The sequence below is a fragment of the Embleya sp. NPDC020630 genome (assembly GCF_044334985.1).
Classification (GTDB): domain Bacteria; phylum Actinomycetota; class Actinomycetes; order Streptomycetales; family Streptomycetaceae; genus Embleya.
In genome coordinates this window covers 70,822-92,863 of record NZ_JBIRUB010000023.1, presented here as the reverse complement: position 1 = coordinate 92,863, position 22,042 = coordinate 70,822, and the positions used below count along the sequence as shown (strand labels likewise).

The following is a 22,042-nucleotide window of genomic DNA, read 5'->3' as shown; positions in this document are numbered from 1 at the left end:
CGCGGTGGGCCTGTACCCACCCCCGGCCATGGGGGCGAGCCGACCCGGTCGGGTGAACAACGCGACGGTGTCTGGGGGTTCGGGCACTCGCCCCGTGGTTCAGGCGCCCGCCCGCAGAGCGGTGTCGAGGGCGCTCATGAGCTGTCCGACGCGATTTCTCGAGGTCGGCGCGAGGGGGTATCGCCGCAGTACGGAGACCAGTTCCGGCGTGGCACGTCGTCGAGCCAGTTCGATCAGCGTCTCCCCGACCGCGGGGTCGCCGCCCGCGCCCAGTTCGCCGATGCGGGCGGCACTCGCGGCGGCGCGCAGGATGTGTCCGACCTGGGTGGCCCGCGATATCGGGTGCAGGTAGGCGGCGGCTGCCGCGTCGCCGGCGGAGCGCGCGGCGAGGCGGGCCGCTTCGGTGCCGGCGTCCCTGGCGGCCCGGTGTGCGTCCAACGAGGCGACGCGCTGCAGCCTGGTCCGCCTCGCACCGTCGACGAACTCCCAGGCGGCGTCTAGCGCCGCGCGCGGGCGAGGGTCGCCGGGGACACCCTCCTCGAACACGGGCAGAACGTCCCGCGCGCTCTCCGCCGCATAGCGCGTCACGACGCGCAACTCGTCCATGGTCAGCTCGAAGTCGCCGAAAACACTCGCCACGGCGTCGATCCTGCCACCGCCTGCGCGCGGGCGGGTCCCCCGAACACTCCCGCGGCGTTGCCACACGGGTCGACGACCGGGAACCCCGGCCGAGGCGCTGCGCCGGCTCGGCCTCGCCGACCACGCCAACGCCCTTTCGGGGCCCGCGATGTGACGGCGTTTCAGGCGTCGCGGGCGGCATTCCGGTCGAGACCCTTCCGGCGCGGTGCGACATGTGCCATGTTACATGTCGCACATCGGAAGGCTGCGTCCCGGTACGCGGCCACAACAGCTCCGGAGGCCCCCGCACATGCGTCTCTCCCGGATATCGACGGCCCACGCGCGAAGTCTGCCCGCGCTCGGCGTGGCCCTGTTCCTGACCCTCGGCCTATTCGCTCCACAGGCCCAGGCCCAAGCTCAGACCCAAGCTCAGACCCAAGCTCAGACCCAAGCTCAGACCCAAGCCCAAGCCCAGGCCCAGGCCCAGACCGCCACCGCCCCGGCCGCGGCCCGCGCAAGTGCCGGCAAGACCCCGCCCACCGCGCCCCGGTCGATCCCGGTCCCCAAGTCACCCGACGCCCGGGCCGATGCCTCCGGCTTCGACATCTCCTCGCAGGAAGGCACCGAGGAGCGCGCCCAGTCGGCCCCCCCGACCGCCGAACCCGGCGCGGACGGCAGGCAGTTCTCGGCCGCCGCCAACGGATGCGGCGACCTGTCCGCAGTGATCGACGCGAGCGGCCCCGAGCTGATCCGACAGCTGACGGCGCTCCCCGACGTCACGTGCACGTACCCGTTGTTCAACCTCACCGGCACGACCGCGGGAACGGCCTTCCGCGAAGCCAAGATGGTCACCGTCGCCGACGCGCTCCGGGACGCCTCCGCGGCGTACCCCGGCACCAACACCACCTCCATCGGGCAGCTGGTGCTGTTCCTGCGCGCCGGCTACTACGTGCAGGACAACAACACGAACGCCGTCGGCGCCTACGGCCCGGCGCTGGACACCGCGGCCCGCGCCGCGCTGGACGCCTTCTTCGCCTCCCCGCACAGCAAGGACGTCACCGACGCCAACGGCGCGACCCTCAACGAGGTCGTCACGCTGATCGACAGCACCGGCACCGCCGGTCGGTACGCCGGTGTCGTCAAGTGGCTCCTCGCGAGCTACGACGCCACGTGGCCCGACGGGATGACGCTCGCCGTGGCGCACGTCGAGTGGGTCGCCGAGAACGGCTTCAAGGCCAAGAACGACGCCCGCGGCTGGCGGGCCGCCCTCAAGGCCGACCCCACCATCACCAACACCTGGGCCGACTTCATCATCCGCAACAACGCTCAGCTCAACCGCCTGGACGTGGTCAGCAACGTCGGCCGCTTCCTCGGCTACGCCCTCGACATCCCCGAGTTGAAGGATCGGGTCCGGCCGCTGCTGAAGGACCTGATCAACCGCTACCCGAACATCGGCCCCACCGGACCGATCACCATGAACCTGGCCTGGTACACCCGCGCGTTCGACCGGAACAACTGTGCGGCGTACGCCATATGCGACCTGGGTGCCCGGGTGCTCCCGGTGGTCCTGCCGACCCAGCACGTCTGTAGCCCGAACCTGAAGATCCGCGCCCAGGACATGTCCCCCGCGCAACTGACCGGCACCTGTAGCAGTCTGATCAACCAGGACGCCTACTTCCATCGGGTGATCGGCGACAAGGGCGCGATCCCGGGCGATGTGAACACCAACCTCGAGGTCGTCGTCTTCGACGACTACACCCAGTACTCGCTGTACGCCTGGGCCATCTACGACATCGACGTCGACAACGGCGGCACGTACGAGGAGGGCAACCCGAACCTGGCCGGCAACCAGGCCCGCTTCATCGCCCACGAGGCCGACTGGCTGCGTCCGTCCTTCCAGATCTGGAACCTCAACCACGAGTACACCCACTACCTCGACGGCCGTTACAACATGTACGGCGACTTCGAGGCGGGCATGACCACTCCGACCATCTGGTGGGTCGAGGGCATCGCCGAGAACATCTCGTACGGCTATCGCAACCAGCGCAACGCCGACGCGATCGCCGCGGCCGGACAGAAGACCTACACGCTCAGCCAACTCTTCGACACCGTCTACGACCAGGACGACAACCCCGATGTCAACTCGGCCCGGGTCTACCGGTGGGGCTGGCTGGCTGTGCGCTACATGCTCCAGGCGCACCCCGCCGACGTCGAGACCGTACTCGCCAAGTACCGCACCGGCGACTGGGCCGGCGCCCGCACCTTCCTGAAGCAAACCATCGGCACCGGCTACGACGCCGACTTCGCCAACTGGCTGACGACCACCTGCGCCACCGCCGACTGCGGCCCGCTGCCGGAGGCCGCGGCCATTGCGCTGTGCACCAACGCCGACCCCCGGCAGTTCGACAAGAACTGCCGCCGGGACAATCTCGCGGCCACCACCGGCAACGCCGCGTACCACTTCCTGTACCTGCCCGCCGGCGTCAAGGAATTGACCATCACCACCACCGGCGGCACCGGCAACGCCGACCTGTACTACGGCGGCGGCACCTGGGCCACCACCACCGACTACCGGGCGAAGTCCACCAACGCCGGCAACGCCGAAACCCTGACGATCGCCGATCCGCCGTCCGGCTGGGTCTACTTCACCCTCGCCGCCGCGCAGAGCTTCACCGGCGTGACCGCGAGCACGCAGTACAAGTGAGCCGGTCCGCCGGCAATCCTTGAACCGGGGTGAGCCACCGGAACACCCCGAGCACGACGGCGGTCCCCGCCATCCGATGTCGGATGGCGGGGACCGCCGTCGTGGCCTGCGCCGTTACTGCGGCGGAGTGTCCTGATCCCGGCCGAGTCGGTCCTTGAGCCTGTCCTGGGCAGTGTCGACCTGACCGGTGTACTTGCCCTGGGTCTTGTCGTCGACGAAGTCGCCCGCCTTGTCGACGCCCTGCCCGGCCTTGTCCTCGTGGCCCTTCAGCATCTGCTTGAGCTTGTCCATGACGGACATCGTGGCCCTCCTCGAACGTGGTGATCCTGCACTCCAGCGTCACACCCGTTCCAGCGGGGTGCATCCGGAGTCGCCGCCCTCGCGCTGGTGGCCACGCCGGGCGTCGCGGTCGAAAATGCCCAGGATCTCGCAGGGCCCGCCGGCCGTGCCGATCGCGTGCGGCAACATCGTGGGGAACTCGGCGGCCTGATTCGTCTCGATGCGGAGGCGGCGATGGCCGAGCATCAGGATCGCCGTGCCGGACAGCACGACGAGCCATTCCCGGCCCGGGTGGGCGCGCATCCGCGCGGGATTGTCCGGCGGCGGCTCCGTCATGCGCTGACGCACCACGCTCATGCCCGGGTCACCCTTGATGGGCCAGCGCATCAGGCCGTGCGCGCCGTCGATCATCGGACTGACGACCACATCGTCGGCGGCGGTCTCCACGAGCTGGTCCAGCGTGGTGTCCAGCGCGCGGGCGAGGGTGACCAGCTGATCCAGGGCGAGCCGGCGCCGCCCGTTCTCGATCCGGCTCAGTGAGGACTGACTGAGGTTGGCGCGCCCGGCCAGCTCCTCCAGGGACCAGCCCTGCGCCACCCGCAGGGCACGGATGCGTTTGCGCACGAGGCTGTCCAGCTCCCCATCTTCTTGCGTCATAGGCAACATTGTATGCCTTTCATGCAAAGCAGGCTCAGCGTCGAGACTCGGCCCCACTCGCCGGCGCCCCGCGATCGATCCGGCCGGCGTCTGTCCGCGGCGCCGTGGCGGACCGTCCCACGGGCATCCCCCGGGGGCCCGCGGACACCGCCCGGAAAGGCATGCACATCACCTTCCGCGGCCCGAAAATCAGCGTTCCCGCTACCGTGGACGCGCCGGAAACCCCCGACACCGTCGCCGCGGCCGACCAACGCGCCGTGCACGGTGAGCCGTAACGTAGGGGTTGGTCGCTCCGTGTGTCGGGTGCGCGCGGGGTGTGAACCGGGTTTGGGGAGGCGACGGCGTGGGGCACGAGAACGGTTTGCGGTCGGGTTCGGGTGAGGGTGTCCCGATCGATGCGGCCACCGGATGGGTGGACATGGACGCGCTCGCCACCGCCGAGCCGGATGCCCGGCCGAGCGACGAGGAAAAGGCCGCGTTGCAGTTGTGCTTGACGGCCGCGCGGGGGCCCGCACCACCGGTAGGGTTTTGGGCGCACGTGATCGCGACGGCCGTTCGCGAACCGCGCGCGGATCGGCCGCCGAACCCCGGGCGGTAGGCCGATTCGAGGGGGCGACGGGTGGGGGCCCGCGTCACGGGGCGGAACCCCGGGGTGGGGCGGGCCGGTTCGGGCGGGCTCGGGCCGGCGGGGGAGGAACACGACATGCGAGACGACGAACGGGCGTCGGACAGCGAGTTGGCGGCGGCGGTGGCGCTCGGCGACCCGGCCGCATTCGAACAACTGATCGCCCGCTACGGCACCGACGTATGGAACTTCGCCACCCGGTGGTGCGCCGACCGGCAGCAGGTTCCGGACTTGGTGCAGGAGGTGTGGATCAAGGTCTGGCACGGCGCGGCCGGATTCCGCGGCGACGCGCGGTTGCGTACCTGGCTGTTCGCCATCGTGCACCGCACCGGCGTGGACTTCGCCCGACGCGACGAGCGCAGGCCGCACACGGTGGCGCTGCCCGATCCGGACCGCACCGACGCCGACCTCGGCGCGATCGCCGGCCCCGAGGACGGTGTCGCCGAACGGGACCGACTGCGGCGGGCGTTGGCACTGATCCCGCCGGGCCACCGCACCGCGATACTGCTGCGCCACCTGCTGGCAATGCCGTATCCCGAAATCGCCGAGGTATGCGGGGTGAGTGAGGCCAACGCGCGCACGTGGGTGGCCCGCGGTCGGGTCGCACTGACCCGACTGCTGGCCGTACCAGACACCGTCGAGAGTACCGACGTCCCCGCGGGGCGCGTCCAGCTCAGCTGATCCGGCGCACCTCCACCCGTTGCGGCCCGGTGCCGAAGACGGCCACGGTCGTCGAACGGCGCAGAACCTCGGCCAGGCTGGGCAGGTCGTGCTGGAAGGCCCGCACGGACTCGGTGGCCACCAGGTAGCGGTAGTCCTCCGGGCGCGAGGGCACGTCGCGGTCCGCGCCGGGTTTGCTGAACCACACCACACGCTCGCGGTCCATCCCGTCCCGTACCAGGTCCAGCCACATTGCGTCGTCGACCAACACCCGTTCCCCGGGTCGGATCCGCGCCTCCAACCAGGTCCGGGCCTCGGCCATCGACCGTACGTCGTCGGGCGCCCGCAGCAGCGGTTGGGCCCAGTGCGTGGCCAACAGCACCGCCACGCAGACACATACGATCCGGATCCGAGGATCGACGGCCGAATGATCGACCCGCACGCCGCCCGGGCGCCCCACGGCGGTCCCACTCGCGTCCGGCGATCCCCGGTCGGACGCGCCGGGTTCGGTCGGCGAAGCCGGCTCCGGCACCGCCTCCCGGCACGAGACCGGCACGCGCTCCCGCGCCTTCGCGGGATCCCGCGAAGGCGCCGCTTCCGGCCCCGAATCCGCCGATGCCCGCGTCATCCGCAACCCGCCGTCCACCAACGCCCCGACCAGCAACGCGCACAGCGGCAGCAGCATCACCACGTACGGCACCGGCACATAGCCGTCCGGGCGCAGCGACAACGCCGCGGCCACCACGAGGGTCCAGGCGGTCGCCCGCCACGGGCGCAGTTCCGCGCGCCGGCGCGCGAGCAGCACGACCACCGCCGCGAGCAAGCCGCCCGAAAGCAACACCGGATCGCGTCGCAGCCACAGGTCGACCGTCGTCCGGGTCAGGCTCCCGGGGTCCAACAGGCTTCCTCCCGAAGGGCGTTGCCACAGCTGGAAGGCGACGCCGTGCCACAGGCTCACGTGGTCGGGGCCCGGCAACAACTCGCCCTTGAGCATCGCGACCAGAAGGTAGGCACCCAGGACGAGCGTGGTCATCGCCCCGGTGACGGCGGTCGCGTACGGGCGCAGCGATCGTGGCGTGCGTCGGCATACGACGGCGAGGACCAGCGGCGCGGCGAGCAGGAAGGTCTCCTTGCTCAGGATCGCGATGCCCAGACACAGTCCGGCGCCCGCGTACGCCGACAACCGGCGCCGGGGACTGTAGGCGAGCACGAGCGCGGCGAGCAGCCACACGACGGCGATGTTGTCGAGGTAGACCATGCGGTGGAAGGCCACCGCGAGCGGGCTGAACGCGTACAGCCCCAGCGCGATGGCTGCGCCCGGCCGAGAGAGCCCGGCGCGTCGGGCCAGCATCCACAACAACGCGCCCGCGATCACGTGCGCGACGAGCATCGCCTCGCGTCCCGCCGACACGGCGGCGTCGTAGCGGGCGAAGCCGTCGGTGAGCGTGGTCCACACCGACAACTGGAGCCAGCCCAGCGGCGGATGATCGTACCAGTAGGTGTAGTGGCCGAGCGCACCCAGCTTCGGCACCGCCCACGCCTGGGCGACGTAGGTGCCCTCGTCGTCGGTGTACTGCGGGGTACCGGTCATCCCGTGCGCCTGGGTGAGCGCGGACAGCACGAGGAGCGGGATCAGCAGGCGGAGGTCGCCGCGCCGCGAGCTGCGAGTCATCCCTCGCGCTCCGGAGCGGGCCCCTCGTCGCCGCGCGCGGCGCCGGCGTCGACGGTGCCCGGCTCGGGGTGGGGCGCGGCGCCGTCCGAACCGGCGAGCGGGGCCGGCGCGGGGGACTTGACCAGGGTCACGGCGGCGGCGCCGGCGGGCAGCACCACCGTGGCGAGCTCGTGGGGAGTCTCGATCGCCGCGGGTCCGACCCGGTGCGCGCCCACGTGCGCCGTCTTCTCCCAGCCGCGCTCGCCCCGGAGTTCGCGCCACACCGAGCGCACCGCCGCGAACGCGAGCAGCACCTGGTAGGGGAAGGTGCCGAGGACGAGCAGGATGTACTCCCGGGCGCGGGCGCGCAGGGCGAAGGACTTGCTCAACTCGGCGAGCGCGCACACCTCCACGACCAGGGTCACGAACGTCGGCGCGAGCGGCAGGAAACTGGTCAGCATGACCGGCGTGGGTACCTTCGCCCAGATCATCAGTGCCGCCGAGACCGGAATCATCAACCCGGAGAAGGCCTGGAGGAAGGGCATCGCCAACGTGTAGCGGGCCAGGGCGCGTTGCGTCCACAGCGGCAGTCGGCGCCATTCGCCCTTGCGGAAGACCTGGAGGAACCCCTGGTCCCAGCGGGTGCGTTGGCGGATCAGGGCGGCGATCGTGGGCGGCGTCTCCTCGCGCGTGGCCAATTCGGGGTCATAGGCCACCGCGATATCGGCGCCGTCGGCGGACAGCCGCACACCCAACTCGCAGTCCTCGGCCAGGCATCTCGCGTCCCAGCCGTCGGCCTCGCGGATCAGGTCGGTGCGCAGGAAGACGGTGTTGCCGCCGAGCGGGACGAACCGCGCGTGGGCGTGGAAGTGCAGCCGGCTGCGATACCAGAAGAAGTATTCGAGGCAGTTGCGCAGCGCCCACCAACTGCTGTCCAGGTTGACCAGTTGCACCCCACCCTGGACCACGGCGGCACCGCCGTCCTGCATGAACGCGTCGACGCGCGACAGCAGTTCGGGGTGTACCTCGTCCTCGGCGTCGAACACGCCGACCACGTCGCCGGTGACGTGCGCCAGCGCGGTGTTCAGCGCGGCCGGTTTGGTCTTGGGCACGGTGTGGTCGATCACCACGCGGATCAGGTTCGGGTGGCGTTCGGCGGCGGCCCGCGCGACCGCCTCGGTGCCGGGGTCGTCGTGGCCGACGATGGCGAGGATCTCGACGTTCGGATGCCGACCGGCGGCGAGGCGGTCGAGGGTGGCGCCGAGGACCGGCTCCTCGTGTCGGGCGGGGACCAGGAGCGAGAAGCGGTGGGCGGGCGGCAGGTCGGGCGCGTCGAAGCGGGTGGCCGCCATCGTCTCCGGGGTGCGCCAGGCGTGCAACATCCAGGCGAGCGTGATCGAGGAGACCACGGTGAGCGCCAGCGAGACGGCGACGAGCAGGCCGATGCCGGTGACGACCCACACCGGACGGCCGCCGTCGTCGGACGCGGCGAGCGGGGCCGCAGCGGCGACGCCGCCCCCGGCAACCAACAGGACGGCCACGGCGGCGGTGACGAGTGCGGCGCCGGGGCGGTGCAGCGGGGTCAACGGATCTCCAGGTCCTCGGGCGGCGAGTGGTGCAGGCACTGGTATCGGACGACGGAAGCGGGCGGTCTGTGACGGCGAAGCAAAAGGTTTCCGGCCGGTTCCGCGCGGCGCTGCCACAACCGGGTCCGGGCGGACGTCGAATACCGCGACGGACGTGTGGCGTTCGTCGGGTGTCCCGAACGGCGGACATCCGTGGGGGCGAGCGGTGGGGGGCGTACGGCATGGACGACGAGCGAATCGCGACATCGGGGCGGGCGGCCCTGACGGGACAGGTCCTGGCGGGCCGCTACCGACTCGACGAGCGGGTGGGGCGAGGTGGCATGGGCGAGGTGTACCGGGCGCTGGACCAGCGGTTGGGGCGCACCGTCGCGGTCAAGGTGCTCTCCCCCGACCTGACGCAACATCAGGAGTTCCGCCGGCGCTTCCACCGCGAGGCACGCACGGTCGCGGCGCTGGCCCATCCGGGGATCGCGATGCTGCATGACGTCGCCGAGGACGACCCGGCCGGCGACGGCGAGACGCTGCCGTTCCTGGTGATGGAGTTCGTCGAGGGCCACACCCTCGTGGACGCGCTCGCCCGGGGCCCGCTGCCGGCGGAACGGGTGCTCGCCGTCACCGCCGAGGTGTTGGCGGCGCTGTCCTACAGCCACCAACGCGGCCTGATCCACCGGGACATCAAACCGTCGAACATCATGGTGACGCCCTCCGGCGCGGTGAAGGTGCTGGACTTCGGCATCGCCAAGGCGCTCGCCGAGACGACCACCCGGCTGACGGTGACCGGCGCCGCGATCGGCACGCCCGCCTACCTGTCTCCGGAACAGATCCAGGGCGACCCCGTGGACGGCCGCGCCGATCTGTACGCGGTCGGCTGCCTGATGTACGAACTGCTGACCGGGCAACCGCCGTTCGTGGCGGATTCGCCGTTCGCGGTCATGCACCAGCACCTGTACCGGGAGCCGGCCGCGCCGTCGACGCTGCGCGACGACCTCCCGGACGAGGTCGACGCCGTGGTCACACGTGCGTTGCACAAGGCTCCCGCCGAGCGTTTCCCGGACGCGGCGGCGATGCTCGCGGCCCTGCCCGGGCGAACCGTCGAACCGGAACCGCGACATCCGCAGGCCGAGCCGACCCGGGACGCGAGCACGTTCGCCGAGGCGAAGACTGCGGTGCCGGTGGCGCCCCGACTCGCGCCGACCGTCGTGGTGGTGGAACCGGAACCGCGCCGGCCCGCCGACGCGGGCGGCCCTCGCCGCAGCGCCTGGGCGGTGCGGTTCGACCCGACCTCGGACGGCGTGCTCGCCGTGCTGGGCTGTGTACTGCTGTGGTCGGTGGGCACTCCCGACGCGCTCGGCGCGGCGGCCCGCTACGCGTGGATCCTCGCGGCTGTGCTGCTGCTGACGTGCGCGCGCCTGTCGGCGTTGATCGCCTGGGGAGTACTGGCCGGCTCACTCGTCGTCGCGGCGCCCGACGACCCGTCGTGGACCGGGAGCGACGTGGGCTCCCTGTTCACCGGGCACTTCGACGGCGCGGCCCAGCGGCCGGTACAGGCGGTCGCCGCGCTGATCCTGTTCCTCGTGTACGTGCGGGCACGCGGACGGGGCGCCAACGGCGGGGTGGTCGCGGCCGGCATGTGGTTGACCGGCCTCGACGCGCTGCGCGGATATCGCGGACTCGGCGCCGACACCCGGACCGAACTCCTGTGGACCGTATTGGCCGCGCTGGCGGCGCTGACCGTACTCCAGGAGATGTGGTTTCGCAACCGCGCGGTGCCGACCGTAGACAGGTGAGCCCCGGGCGCGGCGGCAGGGTACGTTCGGGTGGTCCCGATCCGTTCGCCCGCAGCGCCCCGAGGAGGGAAATGCCGAACAGCCGGCCGGAGTCGCGTGACTCGGGCGACCTGCGCTTGGTCCGTACGGCGCACGCCGATTCGCTGGAGATCGTCGACCCGGAGTCCGGGCGCTCGGCCGTCGTGGTCAGACCCGGCGAGGACGTACTGGTCATGGACGACCTGGTGCGGCTGGACCGGTTGGCCTCGGCCGCGACCAACCTGGCGGCCTCGCCGGACGCGCATCGCGAACTGATCGATCTCGTGGAGGCCGAACCCCTGCCGGTCCTCACCGGGCTGAGCTGGATCATCGCGCTGTGGTGCGTCGCGTGCGAGGTCCGTACCGGGATGTCGGCGATCGAGGGTGCTCGCGGGCTCGACTACCACGGCGCGTGGCGCCGAACGCCGGCCCCGGACGACGAACACATGTGGAACGCCCTCACCCAACGGGTGCGGATCGGCGTCCTGGCCGCGCTCAGCGAGGACGAACAGGCCAGGCGCGCATTTGCGCAGGCGATCGCGAACCCACCGGGGGTGGCCCGGGCCTTGGCCCACCACACGGTGGTGCTCATGGACGGATTCCGCCAGGACATGACCTCGAACGGACTGCGCCCCCAACACCTGCTCACCACGTTCGCCGAGCACACCCACCCCACGACCCACCCCCGCCGCTGCTTCACCCCGAGCCGGCAACCGTAGCGACTGCCTCGAAGGCGAACCCGGCCGATATGTACCAGGATGGGCCAGGGGGGCTCGTCCCGTGAGCGGCCGTCCGCACCCGAGCGGTCGGCCGTCGGCGCGGGACGCACATTCCAGGCCACGCAGCTCGTGATCGGAGTCGACATGACCGCGCTTCCCCCGCCGATCAAGCCTTACCTCGAACCCGCCGCGCAGGAGTTGTGCGACGCCACCGCCCCGCATCCGCGAATCTACGAAGTACCGCCCGAGAAGGGCCGCGAGATCCTGCTGGGATTGCAGAGCGACCCGACGGTGCCGCGCCCGGACGTCGACGAGGAGTGGGTCGACGTGGACGCCGGCGAGTGGGGCAGCGTCCGCACCCGCATCATCCGGCCCAAGGAAGCCGTCGGCCCGCTGCCGGTGGTCTTCTACATCCACGGCGCCGGCTGGGTCTTCGGCGACGACCGGACCCACGACCGCCTCTTCCGTGAACTCGCCGTCGGCGCGGGCGCCGCGGGCGTCTTCCCCGTGTACGACCGCGCGCCCGAGGCGAAGTACCCCACCCAGGTGGAGCAGAACTACGCCGTGGGGCAGTGGGTGCTGGAGCACGGCGCCGACCATGGCCTGGACACCTCACGGATCGCCGTCACCGGCGAATCGGTCGGCGGCTGCATGTCTGCGGTGTTCGCGCTGATGAACAAGGAGCGCGGCGGCATCGACCTCAAGGCCCAGGTCCTGCTCTACCCCGTGACCGACGCCGATTTCGACACCCCCTCGTACCTGCAGTTCGCTGAGGGCTACTACCTCACCCGCGACGGCATGAAGTGGTTCTGGGACGCCTACACCACCGACCCCGCCCAACGCGCCGAACACCACGCCTCTCCCCTGCGGGCGAGCCTCGACCAGCTCAAGGGCCTCCCGACCACCCTGGTCGTCACCGACGAGGCCGACGTGCTGCGCGACGAGGGCGAGCAATACGCCAACAGGCTGCGCGAGGCCGGCGTCGACGTCACCTCCGTCCGCGTGGCGGGCATGGTCCACGACTTCCTCCTGCTGGACAGCCTGCGCGACACCCGCGCCGCGAACGTCGCCCGCACACTCGCGGTCAACGCCCTGCACACGGCCCTGCACGGCAACTGACCCGACGCGGCGCCACCCCACCACACGACGAGACCGGGCCCCGTCGCCCTATCGGGCAGACCGGGTCCGGTTTCGGCCGACGTCGGCCACGAGTTGCTTGGCGAGTGGTTCGGACGAGGCCGGATTCCGGCCGGTGTAGAGGTTGCGGTCGACGATGACGAAGGGGCGCAGCGGGATCCGGGACTTGGTGTAGTGGGCGCCGCTGTCGCGCAGGCGGTCCTCCAGCAGCCATTGGGCCTTGCGCCCGAAGCTGTTGAACTTCTCCTCGACGTTGGACAGGGCGGTCATCCGATATCCGGTGAACGGCCATGATCCGTCCGCGTCGGTCGCCGCGAATGCCGCGGCGGGGCCGTGGCACAGCAGCGCGAGGGGCTTGCCGGAGGCCAGGACGCGGGTGAGCAGCGCCCCGGAGACCGGGTCGACCGCGAGGTCTTCCATCGGCCCATGGCCGCCGGGGTAGAAACACGATCGATCGTGCTCTCCCACCCGGCCTCGGTGAAGATCTTGTGCGGCATCGCCAGTTCCTCTCCCCAGAAGCCCGAGGGGTGTACCACTCCGTTGCGCAGCGTCCAACGGTTCGCCGCGGACACCACGAAGAGGACCTTGGTCATGTCGTTCTCCCTTGCTTCGGGGACAGGTTCGGTGCCGCCGTCCGCACAGACCCGGCACGAGCGCCCTTGCCCATCATCAGCCGCACGACGGCCCGGGGCGATCGGTCACCGCCCGGTGTTCTTCACCACGGCCCCCGGCACGCCCCGAGGCGCCTACATCTTGATCCACTCGGTCGAGGTGGTGACCGCGTCGAGGATGTCGGGTAGGGGTTCGACGCCGAGGCCGGGGGCGGTGGGGACGTCGAGGTGGCCGTCGGAGAGCACGAATGGCTTCGTGATGTCGGTGGCGAAGTATCGGGCGGACGCGGAGGTGTCGCCCGGGAGGGTGAAGCCGGGCAGTGCGGCCAGGGCCACGTTGGCGGCGCGGCCGAGGCCGGTCTCCAGCATCCCGCCGCACCAGACGGCGACGCCGTGGGCCCGGGCTAGGTCGTGGATGCGGCGGGCTTCGAGATAGCCGCCGACGCGCCCCGGCTTGATGTTGACGACGGAGCAGGCGCCGAGGGAGATGGCCGCCGCCGCGTCGGCCGCGGACGTGATGGATTCGTCCAGGCAGATCGGGGTGCGCAGTCGCTTGGCCAGTGCGGCGTGCCGGATCAGGTCGTCGTCGGCCAGGGGTTGTTCGATCAACTGAAGGCCGAAGTCGTCGAGTCCGGCGAGGTGTTGCGCGTCCGAGAGGGTATAGGCCGCGTTGGCGTCGACCTGTAGCGGGAGATCGTCGCCGAAGCGCTCGCGCACCGCGCGTACCGGAGCGAGGTCCCACCCGGGCTCGATCTTCAGCTTGATCCGCACGTAGCCCTCGGCGATGTACCGCTCCACGGCATCGAGGAGTTCGGGCACGGAGTCCATGATCCCGACCGAGACACCGCAGGGGACCCGGTCCCGCTCGGCGCCCAGGTAGGAGCCGAAGGACTCGTCGGCGGCGCGCAGATGCGCGTCCAACACCGCCGTCTCCAGCGCGGACTTCGCCATGCGGTGGCCGGTGAAGGGCGCCATGACCCGGCCCGGATCGTGCACGTCCAGGCCGTCCTTCGGCAGGGCGGGGATCAGGAACCGGCGCAGCACGTGTTGGACGCTGTCCACGTACTCGGAGGAGTAGCGCGGCTCGGACATGGCCCCGCACTCGCCCCACCCCTCGTGGTCGGCGGTGACGACACGGACCAGCAGCACGTCGCGGGTGGTCTCCACGCCGAAGGAGGTGCGGAACGGGGTGACGAGGGGCATCGCGATCCGACGCAGTTCGATGCCGGTGATCTTCGTCTTCATGACTGGTGGCTCCTGTACCGGGGATCAGACACGGGTGGTGGTGGCTGTAGTGCGTTGCACCACGTAGCGGCGGCGTTCGTGGAAGCCGACGACGCGGGCGCCTTCGGCGAGCAGGCCGCCCAGGGTGGCCCGTACGGCCAGCCGCCAGGCCCGGGCGGTGTCGGGGTCGGTGAGGCGCAGCGCCTCGATGTCGTCGGGGAGGTCGACGAGTACGGTCTCGGCGTCGGTCGAGGCGGTCTCCGGGCGGCCCCGGTGATTGCGGACGCCGTGGGCGGCGCCGAGCGGCGGTTCGACCGCCTCGGGTGGGGTGGGCGCGGTGAGGTCCCAGGCGACCAGGACCCGGTCGGACTCGTCGCCGCCGTTGATGGTGTCGTGCATCGCGCCGTAGAAGGACGGCACGTAGTCCTGCGGCAGTGCGCCGAGTTTGGTCAGATTGAAGTGGGCGTTGCGGCGGATGAGGGGGTCGTAGGTCCAGGTGATGCGGCGTAGTCGATGGGCGAGCGCCCACTGCCGCTGGTGCATCTTGAGGGCGAGGCCCACGCCGCGCCCCACGACGGAGCCGGTGATGTGCGAGTGCAGGCTGGTCCCGACGGGTTCGCCGAAGAAGGCGACCGACGCTCCCACCAGGCGGCCGTCCTCGTACGCTCCCGCCACGTAGTTCCCGGTGTACGCGAGTGCCCGCAGGACCTCGGCGGAGATGGGTGAGTTGCCGGGTCGGGACCCCCAGATGCCGGCATAGAGGAGGCTGACGGCATCGAGGTCCTCCATCATGCGCAGTTCTCGGATTGTGGATCCGTTCATCGCAGTGCTCCGAGTGGGTGGGCCGGCGGCCGGGCACGGGCCGGCACGGTGGCGGTGAGGGCATGTGGGTGATCGGTGTGCGCGGCACGGCCGGTCGCGCATGCGGCCACCGGGCACGGAACTCCCCACCCCGCCGGGGTGGTTGCCGTATCGGGCCGCACGGAAGCCGTCCGCCGCGGTGGGCCGTGGCCGAACGCGTTCACGTCACTTCCGCAGGTTAAAACCGGCGGGGTTCCGGCGCCTTTGTTGCCGGCTACCGGGATACGCCCGCCGTTTTGTACGCCGGTACAACCGGGGCGGGTCCGCCCCGCAGCAGAATTCCGGCGTGCCGGGAATTTGGTATTCCCGCGCCCGCGCGCGGTTCGGGCGCGCGCGCATCCGGGAATTCCGGGAGTTTTCCGGGATCCGGACCCCGGTATCGCGCCGGCGCGCCCCTTTGGCCGGACATACAAAGCATTCGAGGAATCTCTGGACGGGCATCACATGCCTCCGGCGAATCCAGGGGCCACGCTTTCGGCAGGCACAATCCGGCAAACGTGCGGCGGGCCCGTCCCGCCTCGTGGGAAGTGCCGGTGTGAGCGGTGGCGAATCCGCGCTCCGGTCCCGATGGCCGAGCTCCGCGGCGCGGTGTGGTCGTCGCGCGCCCGGTGCGCATCCATTACGGTCCGGCCGGCGCCGGTCGAGAGGGGTCCCTGTCAGATGACGGCACCATTGCACGAGCCGACCGCGAAGGCGGCCCCGAGCCCGGTCGCGGCAGCGGCCCCCGGAGCGGTCGAGGAAGCGGCGGCGGTCGGGGGCAACACCGAGCCCGTACAGGGCCGTTCGCCGGCGCGGATCGCCTGGGACCGGCTCAGGCGGGACAGGTTGGCCCTGGCGGGCGGCGCCGTCATCCTCGCGCTCGTCGTGATCGCGGTGTTCGCGCCGGTGATCTCGAACCTGATCGGACAGGATCCGGACGTCTTCCACGAGGACACGATCGACCCGCTGTTCGGCACCCCCAGGGGATCCCTCGGCGGCATCAGCGGCGAACACCTGCTGGGCGTGGAGCCGGTCAACGGCCGGGACATCCTCGCCCGCATCCTCCACGGCGCCCGAATCTCGCTGCTCGTCGGCTTCCTGTCCGCCCTGGTCGCGGTCGTCCTGGGCACGGTCCTGGGGATTGTGGCCGGTTTCTTCGGCGGTTGGGTGGACGCCGCCATCAGCCGCGTCATGGACGGTCTGCTCGCTTTCCCACAACTGCTGTTCATCATCGCGCTGGTCTCGGTCATGCCGAACGACATGTTGGGCATGTCCGGTTCGAGCGTCCGCGTCTTCGTGATGATCCTGGTCATCGGTTTCTTCGGATGGCCCTACATCGGGCGCGTGGTGCGCGGCCAGACGTTGTCGATGCGCGAACGCGAGTACGTCGAGGCCGCCCGAGCGCTGGGCGCCGGGCGTTTCCACATCCTGGCCAAGGAGTTGCTGCCCAATCTCGTGGCCCCGATCGTCGTCTACACGACGATGATGATCCCCACGAACATCCTGACCGAGGCCGCGCTCAGCTTCCTGGGTGTGGGCGTCAAGCCGCCCACCGCCTCGTGGGGACAGATGCTCTCGAACGCGATCGACTACTACGACTCGGATCCGCTGTACATGATCGTTCCGGGCGTGGCCATCTTCACCACCGTTCTTGCCTTCAACCTCTTCGGCGATGGCGTACGCGACGCGCTCGACCCCAAGGGCTCGCGCTGAACCACCCTCCCCGAGGCCACCCGAGGCGACCCGCGGCACTTGTCCCGGGGTCCCGCACGCAATCCGGAGGATCCGAGATCGTGACTACCCGACACGCCCCAGGGCGACGCAAGCAGGCACTGGCCGCCGCGGCCGTGATCGCAGGACTGCTGACCACGGCGGCATGCGGCGGTGGCGGCGGCGACGAGGCGGGCGCGGCCGGCTACGACGCCGCGACCACCAAGGTCGTGAACGCCGCCACGACGAAAGGCGGCACCCTGAGATTCGCCGGCACCCAGGACGGCGACTCGTGGGACACCACCCGCAGTTACTACGGCTTCGCCTGGAACTTCATGCGCTTCTACAGCCGCCAGCTGGTCACCTACAAGACCGAACCCGGCAAGGCGGGCGCCGCGCTGACCCCCGACCTCGCCACCGACGGAGGCAGGGTCTCGGACGACGGCAAGACGTACACGTTCACCCTGCGCGACGAGATCACGTGGGAGGACGGCAAGCCGATCACCTCCAAGGACGTCAAGTACGGCATCGAACGCCAATGGGCGCAGGACGTGTTGTCGGGCGGTCCGGTCTACCTCAAGGACGTCCTCGACCCCGACGGCGAGTACCACGGCCCCTACCAGGACGAGTCCGCCGACAAACTCGGCCTGAAGGCGATCGAGACGCCCGACGACAGGACGATCGTCTTCCGACTGCCGCAACCCAACAGCGACTTCCCGCAGATGCTCGCGATCCCGTCGGCCTCCCCGGTGCGCCAGGACAAGGACACCAAGTCCAAGTACGGCCTGCGCCCCTTCTCCAGCGGCCCGTACCGGTTCGAGTCGTACGAGCCGGGCAAGGGCCTGGAACTGGTCCGCAATCCGCAGTGGAAGCAGGCTTCGGACCCGGTCCGCAAGGCCTACCCGGACGCCGTGAGTGTCAAGTTCTTCTCCAACGCCAACGACATGGACCAGCGGCTGATCGCCGGCGACTACGACCTCGACCTCGGCCAGTCCGGGCTGTCGCCGCAGGGCCGCCAGACCGCGCTCAAGCAGCACAAGGGCAACCTGGACAACCCGCTCTCCGGCTACGTCCGCTACGCGACCTTCCCGCAGAACGTGAAGCCGTTCGACAACGAGCACTGCCGCAAGGCGGTCATCCACGGGGCCGACCACCTGTCCCTGCAGACCGCGCGCGGCGGCCCCGTGGCCGGAGGCGACATCGGAACCAACATGTTGCCGCCGTCGGTCCCCGGTTCCGAGGGACAGAAGTACGACCCGTTCGACCTGGCCGGCGCCGACAGGAACGGCAACGTCGCCAAGGCCAAGCAGGAGTTGGCGGCCTGCGGCAAGCCGGACGGCTTCACCACCACGATCGCCGTCCGCAACAACAAGCCGGTCGAGGTGGCCACCGCCCAGTCCCTGCAGGCGTCGTTGAAGAAGGTCGGCATCGACGCGCAGATCGACCAGTACGACGGCTCGCAGACCTCCGGCATCGTCGGCAGCCCCGACAACGTGGCGAAGAAGGGCTACGGCATCGTCATCGACGGCTGGGCCGCCGACTTCCCGTCCGTCCAGGGCTTCGGCCGGCCGCTGTGGGACGGCAAGTACGTCCTGGAGAGCGGCAACGTCAACTACGCCCTGATCAAGGACCAGGCGATCGACGACCTCTTCGACGCCTACGCCAAGGAGCCCGACGAGGGCAACAAGGGCCGCATCGCCGCGCAGATCAACCACCGGGTCATGGAGGGCGGGTACTACCTGCCCTTCACCTACGAGAAGTATCTGAACTGGCGCGGCGGCCGACTCACCAACGTCTACATGACGGACGCCTACAACGGCTACGACTTCGTCAGCCTCGGTCTCAACTCCACGAAGTCCGCGAACTCATCGAAGTCGTCGGCGACTTCGCAGTGAACCCCCGGCCACCCGTCGAACGGCACGAAAGGCAGGTGAAGGCCGGCGCGGCGTGACCGCGGGCCGTCAGTTGTGCTCACTTACCTCATCAGGCGGCTGTTCGCCGCCGCAGTGATGCTGGTGGTCATCATCATGGTGGTCTTCGGCATCTTCTTCCTCGTCCCCAAGTGGACGGGCGTCGACATCGCCGCGAGCTTCGTGGGCAAACAGGCCGACCCCGCCGCCGTCGAGGCCGTGCGGGAGAAGCTCGGTCTGAGCGAGCCCATCCACATCCAGGCATGGGAGTTCTTCAAGGGCGTCTTCGCGGGCCGCACCTACTCGACCGGCGGCGACGTCGTGCACTGCTCCGCGCCGTGCTTCGGCTACTCGTTCAAGAGCGAACAAGCCGTCTGGCCGGTGTTGACCGACCGTTTCCCGGTGACCCTGGGACTCGCGCTCGGCGCCGCCGTGTTGTGGCTGGTCTTCGGTGTCGCGGCGGGCGTGCTCTCCGCGCTCAGGCGCGGCAGCCTGTGGGACCGCGGCGCGATGGTCGCCGCCCTCGCGGGGGTGTCCCTGCCCATCTACTTCACCGGCATGCTCTCCCTGGCGACCTTCGCGTTCGGACTCAGGTGGCTCGACGCGCAGTACGTGCCGTTCGGCCGGGATCCCGGCGGCTGGTTCGGCGGCATGATCCTGCCGTGGATCACCCTCGCCTTCCTGTACGCGGCGATGTACGCGCGGATCACCCGCGCCACGATGATGGAGGTCCTGGGCGAGGACTACATCCGCACCGCGCGTGCCAAGGGCCTGCCGGAGCGGACCGTCATCGGCAAGCACGCCATGCGCTCCACGATGACGCCGATCCTGACCATGCTGGGCATGGACCTCGGCGCGCTCATCGGCGGCGCGATCCTCACCGAGTCGACGTTCAACCTGCCCGGCCTCGGCCAGGCCGTGCTGGGCGCCATCCGAAACCAGGACCTTCCGATCATCCTGGGCGTCGTCCTGATCACCTCCCTCTCGGTGCTGCTGGCCAACCTCCTGGTGGACGTGCTCTACGCCGTGATCGACCCCCGAGTGAGGCTCGCATGACCACCCCCGACACGAGCGCCGCCGTATCCCATCGGCCCGCCGGCGCCTCGACCGCGCCGCGCCCCTTCCTGGACGTGCGCGACCTGCGGGTGCACTTCCCGACCGACGACGGCCTGGTCAAGTCCGTCGACGGGCTCAGCTTCCACCTGGAGAAGGGCCGGACGCTGGGCATCGTCGGCGAGTCGGGCTCCGGCAAGTCGGTGACCTCGCTCGGCATCATGGGCCTGCACACGACCGGGCAATACGGCAGGCGCAAGGCACGGATCTCCGGCGAGATCTGGCTGGACGGCACCGAGTTGTTGTCGGCCGGACCCGAACACGTACGCAGGTTGCGGGGCCGCCGGATGGCGATGATCTTCCAGGATCCGCTGTCCGCGCTGCACCCGTACTACACGATCGGCCGGCAGATCGTCGAGGCGTACCGGATCCACCACGACGTCGACCGCAAGACCGCCCGCAAACGGGCGGTGGAGATGCTCGACCGGGTCGGCATCCCGCAGCCGGACAAGCGGTTCGACGCCTACCCGCACGAGTTCTCCGGCGGCATGCGCCAGCGCGCGATGATCGCGATGTCCCTGGTGAACAACCCCGAACTGCTCATCGCGGACGAGCCCACCACCGCCCTCGACGTCACCGTCCAGGCGCAGATCCTCGACCTCGTCCTGGACCTGCAGAAGGAGTTCGGCTCGGCGGTCATCGTGATCACCCACGACCTGGGCGTCGTCGCCGAACTCGCCGACGACATCCTGGTGATGTACGCCGGCCGCTGCGTCGAACGCGGCCCGGCGGAGCGGGTGTTCCATGAGCCCCAGCACCCCTATACGTGGGGCCTGCTCGGCTCGATGCCGCGCCTGGACCGCGAGCAGCAGGACCGGCTGGTCCCCGTCGAGGGCTCCCCGCCGTCCCTGATCAATCTGCCGTCCGGCTGCGCCTTCCACCCGCGTTGCCCGTACGCGGACGTCCCGAAGGACGACGTCACCCGCACGGTCCGCCCCGAACCCACCGAGGTCGGCGAGCGGCACTGGGCCGCCTGCCACCTGACCCGGGAGCAGCGGGAGCGGATCCGGACCGAAGAGATTGCGCCGAGGTCGTGAGCGAGAACGCAAAGGACGACGCAGTGAACAACCCTGTGCAGGGCGACGGCGAACGGGCCGGCGGGGTCGGCTCGTCCGACACCGGCGAGGTCCTGTTGAAGGTGACCGGGCTGCAGAAGCACTTCCCGATCCGCAAGGGCCTCTTCCGGCGCCGGGCCGGCGCGGTGCGTGCCGTCGACGGCATCGACTTCGAGGTGCGCTCGGGCGAAACGCTGGGTGTGGTGGGCGAATCGGGCTGCGGCAAGTCGACGATGGGCCGGTTGATCACCCGCCTGCTCGAACCGACCTCGGGCACGATCGAGTTCGAGGGCGAGGACATCACGCGCCTCGGCGTGCGGGGCATGCGCCCGCTGCGCCGGGACGTGCAGATGATCTTCCAGGACCCGTACTCGTCGTTGAACCCGCGCCAGACCACGGGCACGATCATCGGCGCCCCCTTCCGGCTCCAGGGGGTCGAGCCCGACGGCGGCATCAAGAAGGAGGTACAGCGACTGTTGTCGGTGGTCGGTCTCAGTCCCGAGCACTACAACCGCTACCCGAACGAGTTCTCCGGCGGTCAGCGCCAGCGCATCGGCATCGCCCGCGCGCTGGCCCTCAGGCCGAAGCTGGTGGTGGCGGACGAGCCGGTGTCCGCGCTCGACGTGTCGATCCAGGCCCAGGTCGTCAACCTCATGGACGACCTGCAGCGCGAACTGGGCCTGACCTACGTGATCATCGCGCACGACCTGTCCGTGGTCCGGCACGTCTCGGACCGTATCGCGGTGATGTACCTCGGCAGGATCGTCGAACTCGCCGACCGGGAACTGCTCTACCGGGCGCCGATGCACCCGTATACGAAGGCGCTGATGTCGGCTGTCCCGATCCCGGACCCGCGGCGCAGAAAGGACCGGAGCGAGCGCGTGCGGCTCGAAGGCGACGTGCCCTCGCCGATCGACCCGCCGAGCGGCTGCCGCTTCCATACCCGGTGCTGGAAGGCGACGTGGGTCTGTACGACGGCCGAGCCGCCGTTGGAGGAGCTGCGGCCGGGGCAACAGGTGGCCTGCCATCACCCGGAGAACACCGCCGAGCAGGCCCCGCAGGACACCGGCGCGGCCACGCCGGCACGGGTGGCGCCGACTCGTCGGTAACACCCGCGCGGGCGGGGCCGAGGGGCCCG

At 70.5% G+C, this 22,042-nt stretch carries 17 protein-coding genes and 1 pseudogene; 10 read left to right on the top strand and 8 right to left on the bottom strand.

All coding sequences use genetic code 11. From position 1 onward, the window contains the following. Positions 1-99 precede the first annotated feature (99 nt). On the bottom strand, positions 100-639 hold the full coding sequence (locus ACH4XV_RS41525; protein ID WP_395798637.1) for a putative immunity protein: 540 nt from the start codon (positions 637-639) through the stop codon (positions 100-102). A 289-nt stretch (positions 640-928) separates the two neighbouring features. Between ACH4XV_RS41525 and ACH4XV_RS41520 the strand changes: the two genes are divergently transcribed. Next, the gene (locus ACH4XV_RS41520; RefSeq protein ID WP_395798635.1) at positions 929-3,322 is read left to right on the top strand and encodes a collagenase; all 2,394 of its coding nucleotides are present in this window, start codon (positions 929-931) and stop codon (positions 3,320-3,322) included. 114 nt (positions 3,323-3,436) lie between these two features. Here ACH4XV_RS41520 and ACH4XV_RS41515 read toward each other — a convergent pair whose 3' ends face one another. Further along, positions 3,437-3,622 (bottom strand): antitoxin, encoded by a 186-nt coding sequence (locus ACH4XV_RS41515; protein ID WP_395798633.1) that lies wholly within the window; start codon positions 3,620-3,622, stop codon positions 3,437-3,439. Between the two features lie 39 nt (positions 3,623-3,661). Beyond that, positions 3,662-4,267 (bottom strand): helix-turn-helix domain-containing protein, encoded by a 606-nt coding sequence (locus tag ACH4XV_RS41510; protein WP_395798631.1) that lies wholly within the window; start codon positions 4,265-4,267, stop codon positions 3,662-3,664. 694 nt (positions 4,268-4,961) lie between these two features. On the opposite strand from ACH4XV_RS41510, the gene ACH4XV_RS41505 reads away from it, so the two are divergent. After that, a complete protein-coding gene (locus ACH4XV_RS41505) occupies positions 4,962-5,564 on the top strand; it encodes an RNA polymerase sigma factor (protein ID WP_395798629.1) in 603 nt (200 codons plus the stop codon). Here ACH4XV_RS41505 and ACH4XV_RS41500 read toward each other — a convergent pair. Continuing rightward, positions 5,557-7,215, bottom strand: a complete 1,659-nt coding sequence (locus ACH4XV_RS41500) for an ArnT family glycosyltransferase (RefSeq protein WP_395798627.1) — start codon at positions 7,213-7,215, stop codon at positions 5,557-5,559. The genes ACH4XV_RS41505 and ACH4XV_RS41500 overlap by 8 nt on opposite strands. Continuing rightward, complete coding sequence (locus ACH4XV_RS41495; protein WP_395798625.1) at positions 7,212-8,780, bottom strand: glycosyltransferase; 1,569 nt, start codon at positions 8,778-8,780, stop codon at positions 7,212-7,214. The genes ACH4XV_RS41500 and ACH4XV_RS41495 overlap by 4 nt, the downstream gene beginning before the upstream one ends. A gap of 221 nt (positions 8,781-9,001) precedes the next feature. Between ACH4XV_RS41495 and ACH4XV_RS41490 the strand changes: the two genes are divergently transcribed. The 3 genes from ACH4XV_RS41490 (at position 9,002) to ACH4XV_RS41480 (ending at position 12,423) form a co-directional block, all read left to right on the top strand. After that, a complete protein-coding gene (locus ACH4XV_RS41490; protein WP_395798623.1) occupies positions 9,002-10,567 on the top strand; it encodes a protein kinase in 1,566 nt (521 codons plus the stop codon). 71 nt (positions 10,568-10,638) lie between these two features. Next, complete coding sequence (locus ACH4XV_RS41485; RefSeq protein WP_395798621.1) at positions 10,639-11,304, top strand: hypothetical protein; 666 nt, start codon at positions 10,639-10,641, stop codon at positions 11,302-11,304. Between the two features lie 144 nt (positions 11,305-11,448). After that, a complete protein-coding gene (locus ACH4XV_RS41480; protein WP_395798619.1) occupies positions 11,449-12,423 on the top strand; it encodes an alpha/beta hydrolase in 975 nt (324 codons plus the stop codon). A gap of 48 nt (positions 12,424-12,471) precedes the next feature. Here ACH4XV_RS41480 and ACH4XV_RS41475 read toward each other — a convergent pair. The 3 genes and pseudogenes from ACH4XV_RS41475 to ACH4XV_RS41465 all read right to left on the bottom strand — a co-directional run bounded on the left by ACH4XV_RS41475 (position 12,472) and on the right by ACH4XV_RS41465 (position 15,098). Further along, positions 12,472-13,034: pseudogene (locus tag ACH4XV_RS41475) on the bottom strand (type 1 glutamine amidotransferase domain-containing protein). 153 nt (positions 13,035-13,187) lie between these two features. Then, positions 13,188-14,297 (bottom strand): o-succinylbenzoate synthase, encoded by a 1,110-nt coding sequence (gene menC, locus ACH4XV_RS41470; protein WP_395798617.1) that lies wholly within the window; start codon positions 14,295-14,297, stop codon positions 13,188-13,190. Between the two features lie 24 nt (positions 14,298-14,321). Then, complete coding sequence (locus ACH4XV_RS41465; protein ID WP_395798615.1) at positions 14,322-15,098, bottom strand: GNAT family N-acetyltransferase; 777 nt, start codon at positions 15,096-15,098, stop codon at positions 14,322-14,324. A gap of 699 nt (positions 15,099-15,797) precedes the next feature. Here ACH4XV_RS41465 and ACH4XV_RS41460 point away from each other — a divergent pair. The 5 genes from ACH4XV_RS41460 (at position 15,798) to ACH4XV_RS41440 (ending at position 22,013) form a co-directional block, all read left to right on the top strand. After that, complete coding sequence (locus ACH4XV_RS41460; protein ID WP_395798613.1) at positions 15,798-16,829, top strand: ABC transporter permease; 1,032 nt, start codon at positions 15,798-15,800, stop codon at positions 16,827-16,829. A gap of 80 nt (positions 16,830-16,909) precedes the next feature. After that, positions 16,910-18,721, top strand: a complete 1,812-nt coding sequence (locus tag ACH4XV_RS41455) for an ABC transporter substrate-binding protein (protein ID WP_395798611.1) — start codon at positions 16,910-16,912, stop codon at positions 18,719-18,721. Positions 18,722-18,793: 72 nt separating this feature from the next. Continuing rightward, positions 18,794-19,792: an ABC transporter permease gene (locus ACH4XV_RS41450; protein WP_395798609.1), complete on the top strand. Its 999-nt coding sequence runs from the start codon at positions 18,794-18,796 to the stop codon at positions 19,790-19,792. After that, a complete protein-coding gene (locus ACH4XV_RS41445) occupies positions 19,789-20,886 on the top strand; it encodes an ABC transporter ATP-binding protein (RefSeq protein WP_395798607.1) in 1,098 nt (365 codons plus the stop codon). The genes ACH4XV_RS41450 and ACH4XV_RS41445 overlap by 4 nt, the downstream gene beginning before the upstream one ends. After that, positions 20,883-22,013, top strand: a complete 1,131-nt coding sequence (locus ACH4XV_RS41440; protein ID WP_395798605.1) for an ABC transporter ATP-binding protein — start codon at positions 20,883-20,885, stop codon at positions 22,011-22,013. Before ACH4XV_RS41445 ends, ACH4XV_RS41440 begins: the two co-directional genes overlap by 4 nt. Positions 22,014-22,042 lie beyond the last annotated feature (29 nt).

What these genes read in the sequence shown, in the direction of transcription:
- ACH4XV_RS41520 (WP_395798635.1), top strand. Translation starts at nt 929, where the DNA reads ATGCGTCTCTCCCGGATATCGACGGCCCACGCGCGAAGTCTGCCCGCG.
- ACH4XV_RS41515 (WP_395798633.1), bottom strand. Translation starts at nt 3,622, where the DNA reads ATGTCCGTCATGGACAAGCTCAAGCAGATGCTGAAGGGCCACGAGGAC.
- ACH4XV_RS41510 (WP_395798631.1), bottom strand. Translation starts at nt 4,267, where the DNA reads ATGTTGCCTATGACGCAAGAAGATGGGGAGCTGGACAGCCTCGTGCGC.
- ACH4XV_RS41505 (WP_395798629.1), top strand. Translation starts at nt 4,962, where the DNA reads ATGCGAGACGACGAACGGGCGTCGGACAGCGAGTTGGCGGCGGCGGTG.
- ACH4XV_RS41500 (WP_395798627.1), bottom strand. Translation starts at nt 7,215, where the DNA reads ATGACTCGCAGCTCGCGGCGCGGCGACCTCCGCCTGCTGATCCCGCTC.
- ACH4XV_RS41490 (WP_395798623.1), top strand. Translation starts at nt 9,002, where the DNA reads ATGGACGACGAGCGAATCGCGACATCGGGGCGGGCGGCCCTGACGGGA.
- ACH4XV_RS41485 (WP_395798621.1), top strand. Translation starts at nt 10,639, where the DNA reads ATGCCGAACAGCCGGCCGGAGTCGCGTGACTCGGGCGACCTGCGCTTG.
- ACH4XV_RS41480 (WP_395798619.1), top strand. Translation starts at nt 11,449, where the DNA reads ATGACCGCGCTTCCCCCGCCGATCAAGCCTTACCTCGAACCCGCCGCG.
- menC (WP_395798617.1), bottom strand. Translation starts at nt 14,297, where the DNA reads ATGAAGACGAAGATCACCGGCATCGAACTGCGTCGGATCGCGATGCCC.
- ACH4XV_RS41465 (WP_395798615.1), bottom strand. Translation starts at nt 15,098, where the DNA reads ATGAACGGATCCACAATCCGAGAACTGCGCATGATGGAGGACCTCGAT.
- ACH4XV_RS41460 (WP_395798613.1), top strand. Translation starts at nt 15,798, where the DNA reads ATGACGGCACCATTGCACGAGCCGACCGCGAAGGCGGCCCCGAGCCCG.
- ACH4XV_RS41445 (WP_395798607.1), top strand. Translation starts at nt 19,789, where the DNA reads ATGACCACCCCCGACACGAGCGCCGCCGTATCCCATCGGCCCGCCGGC.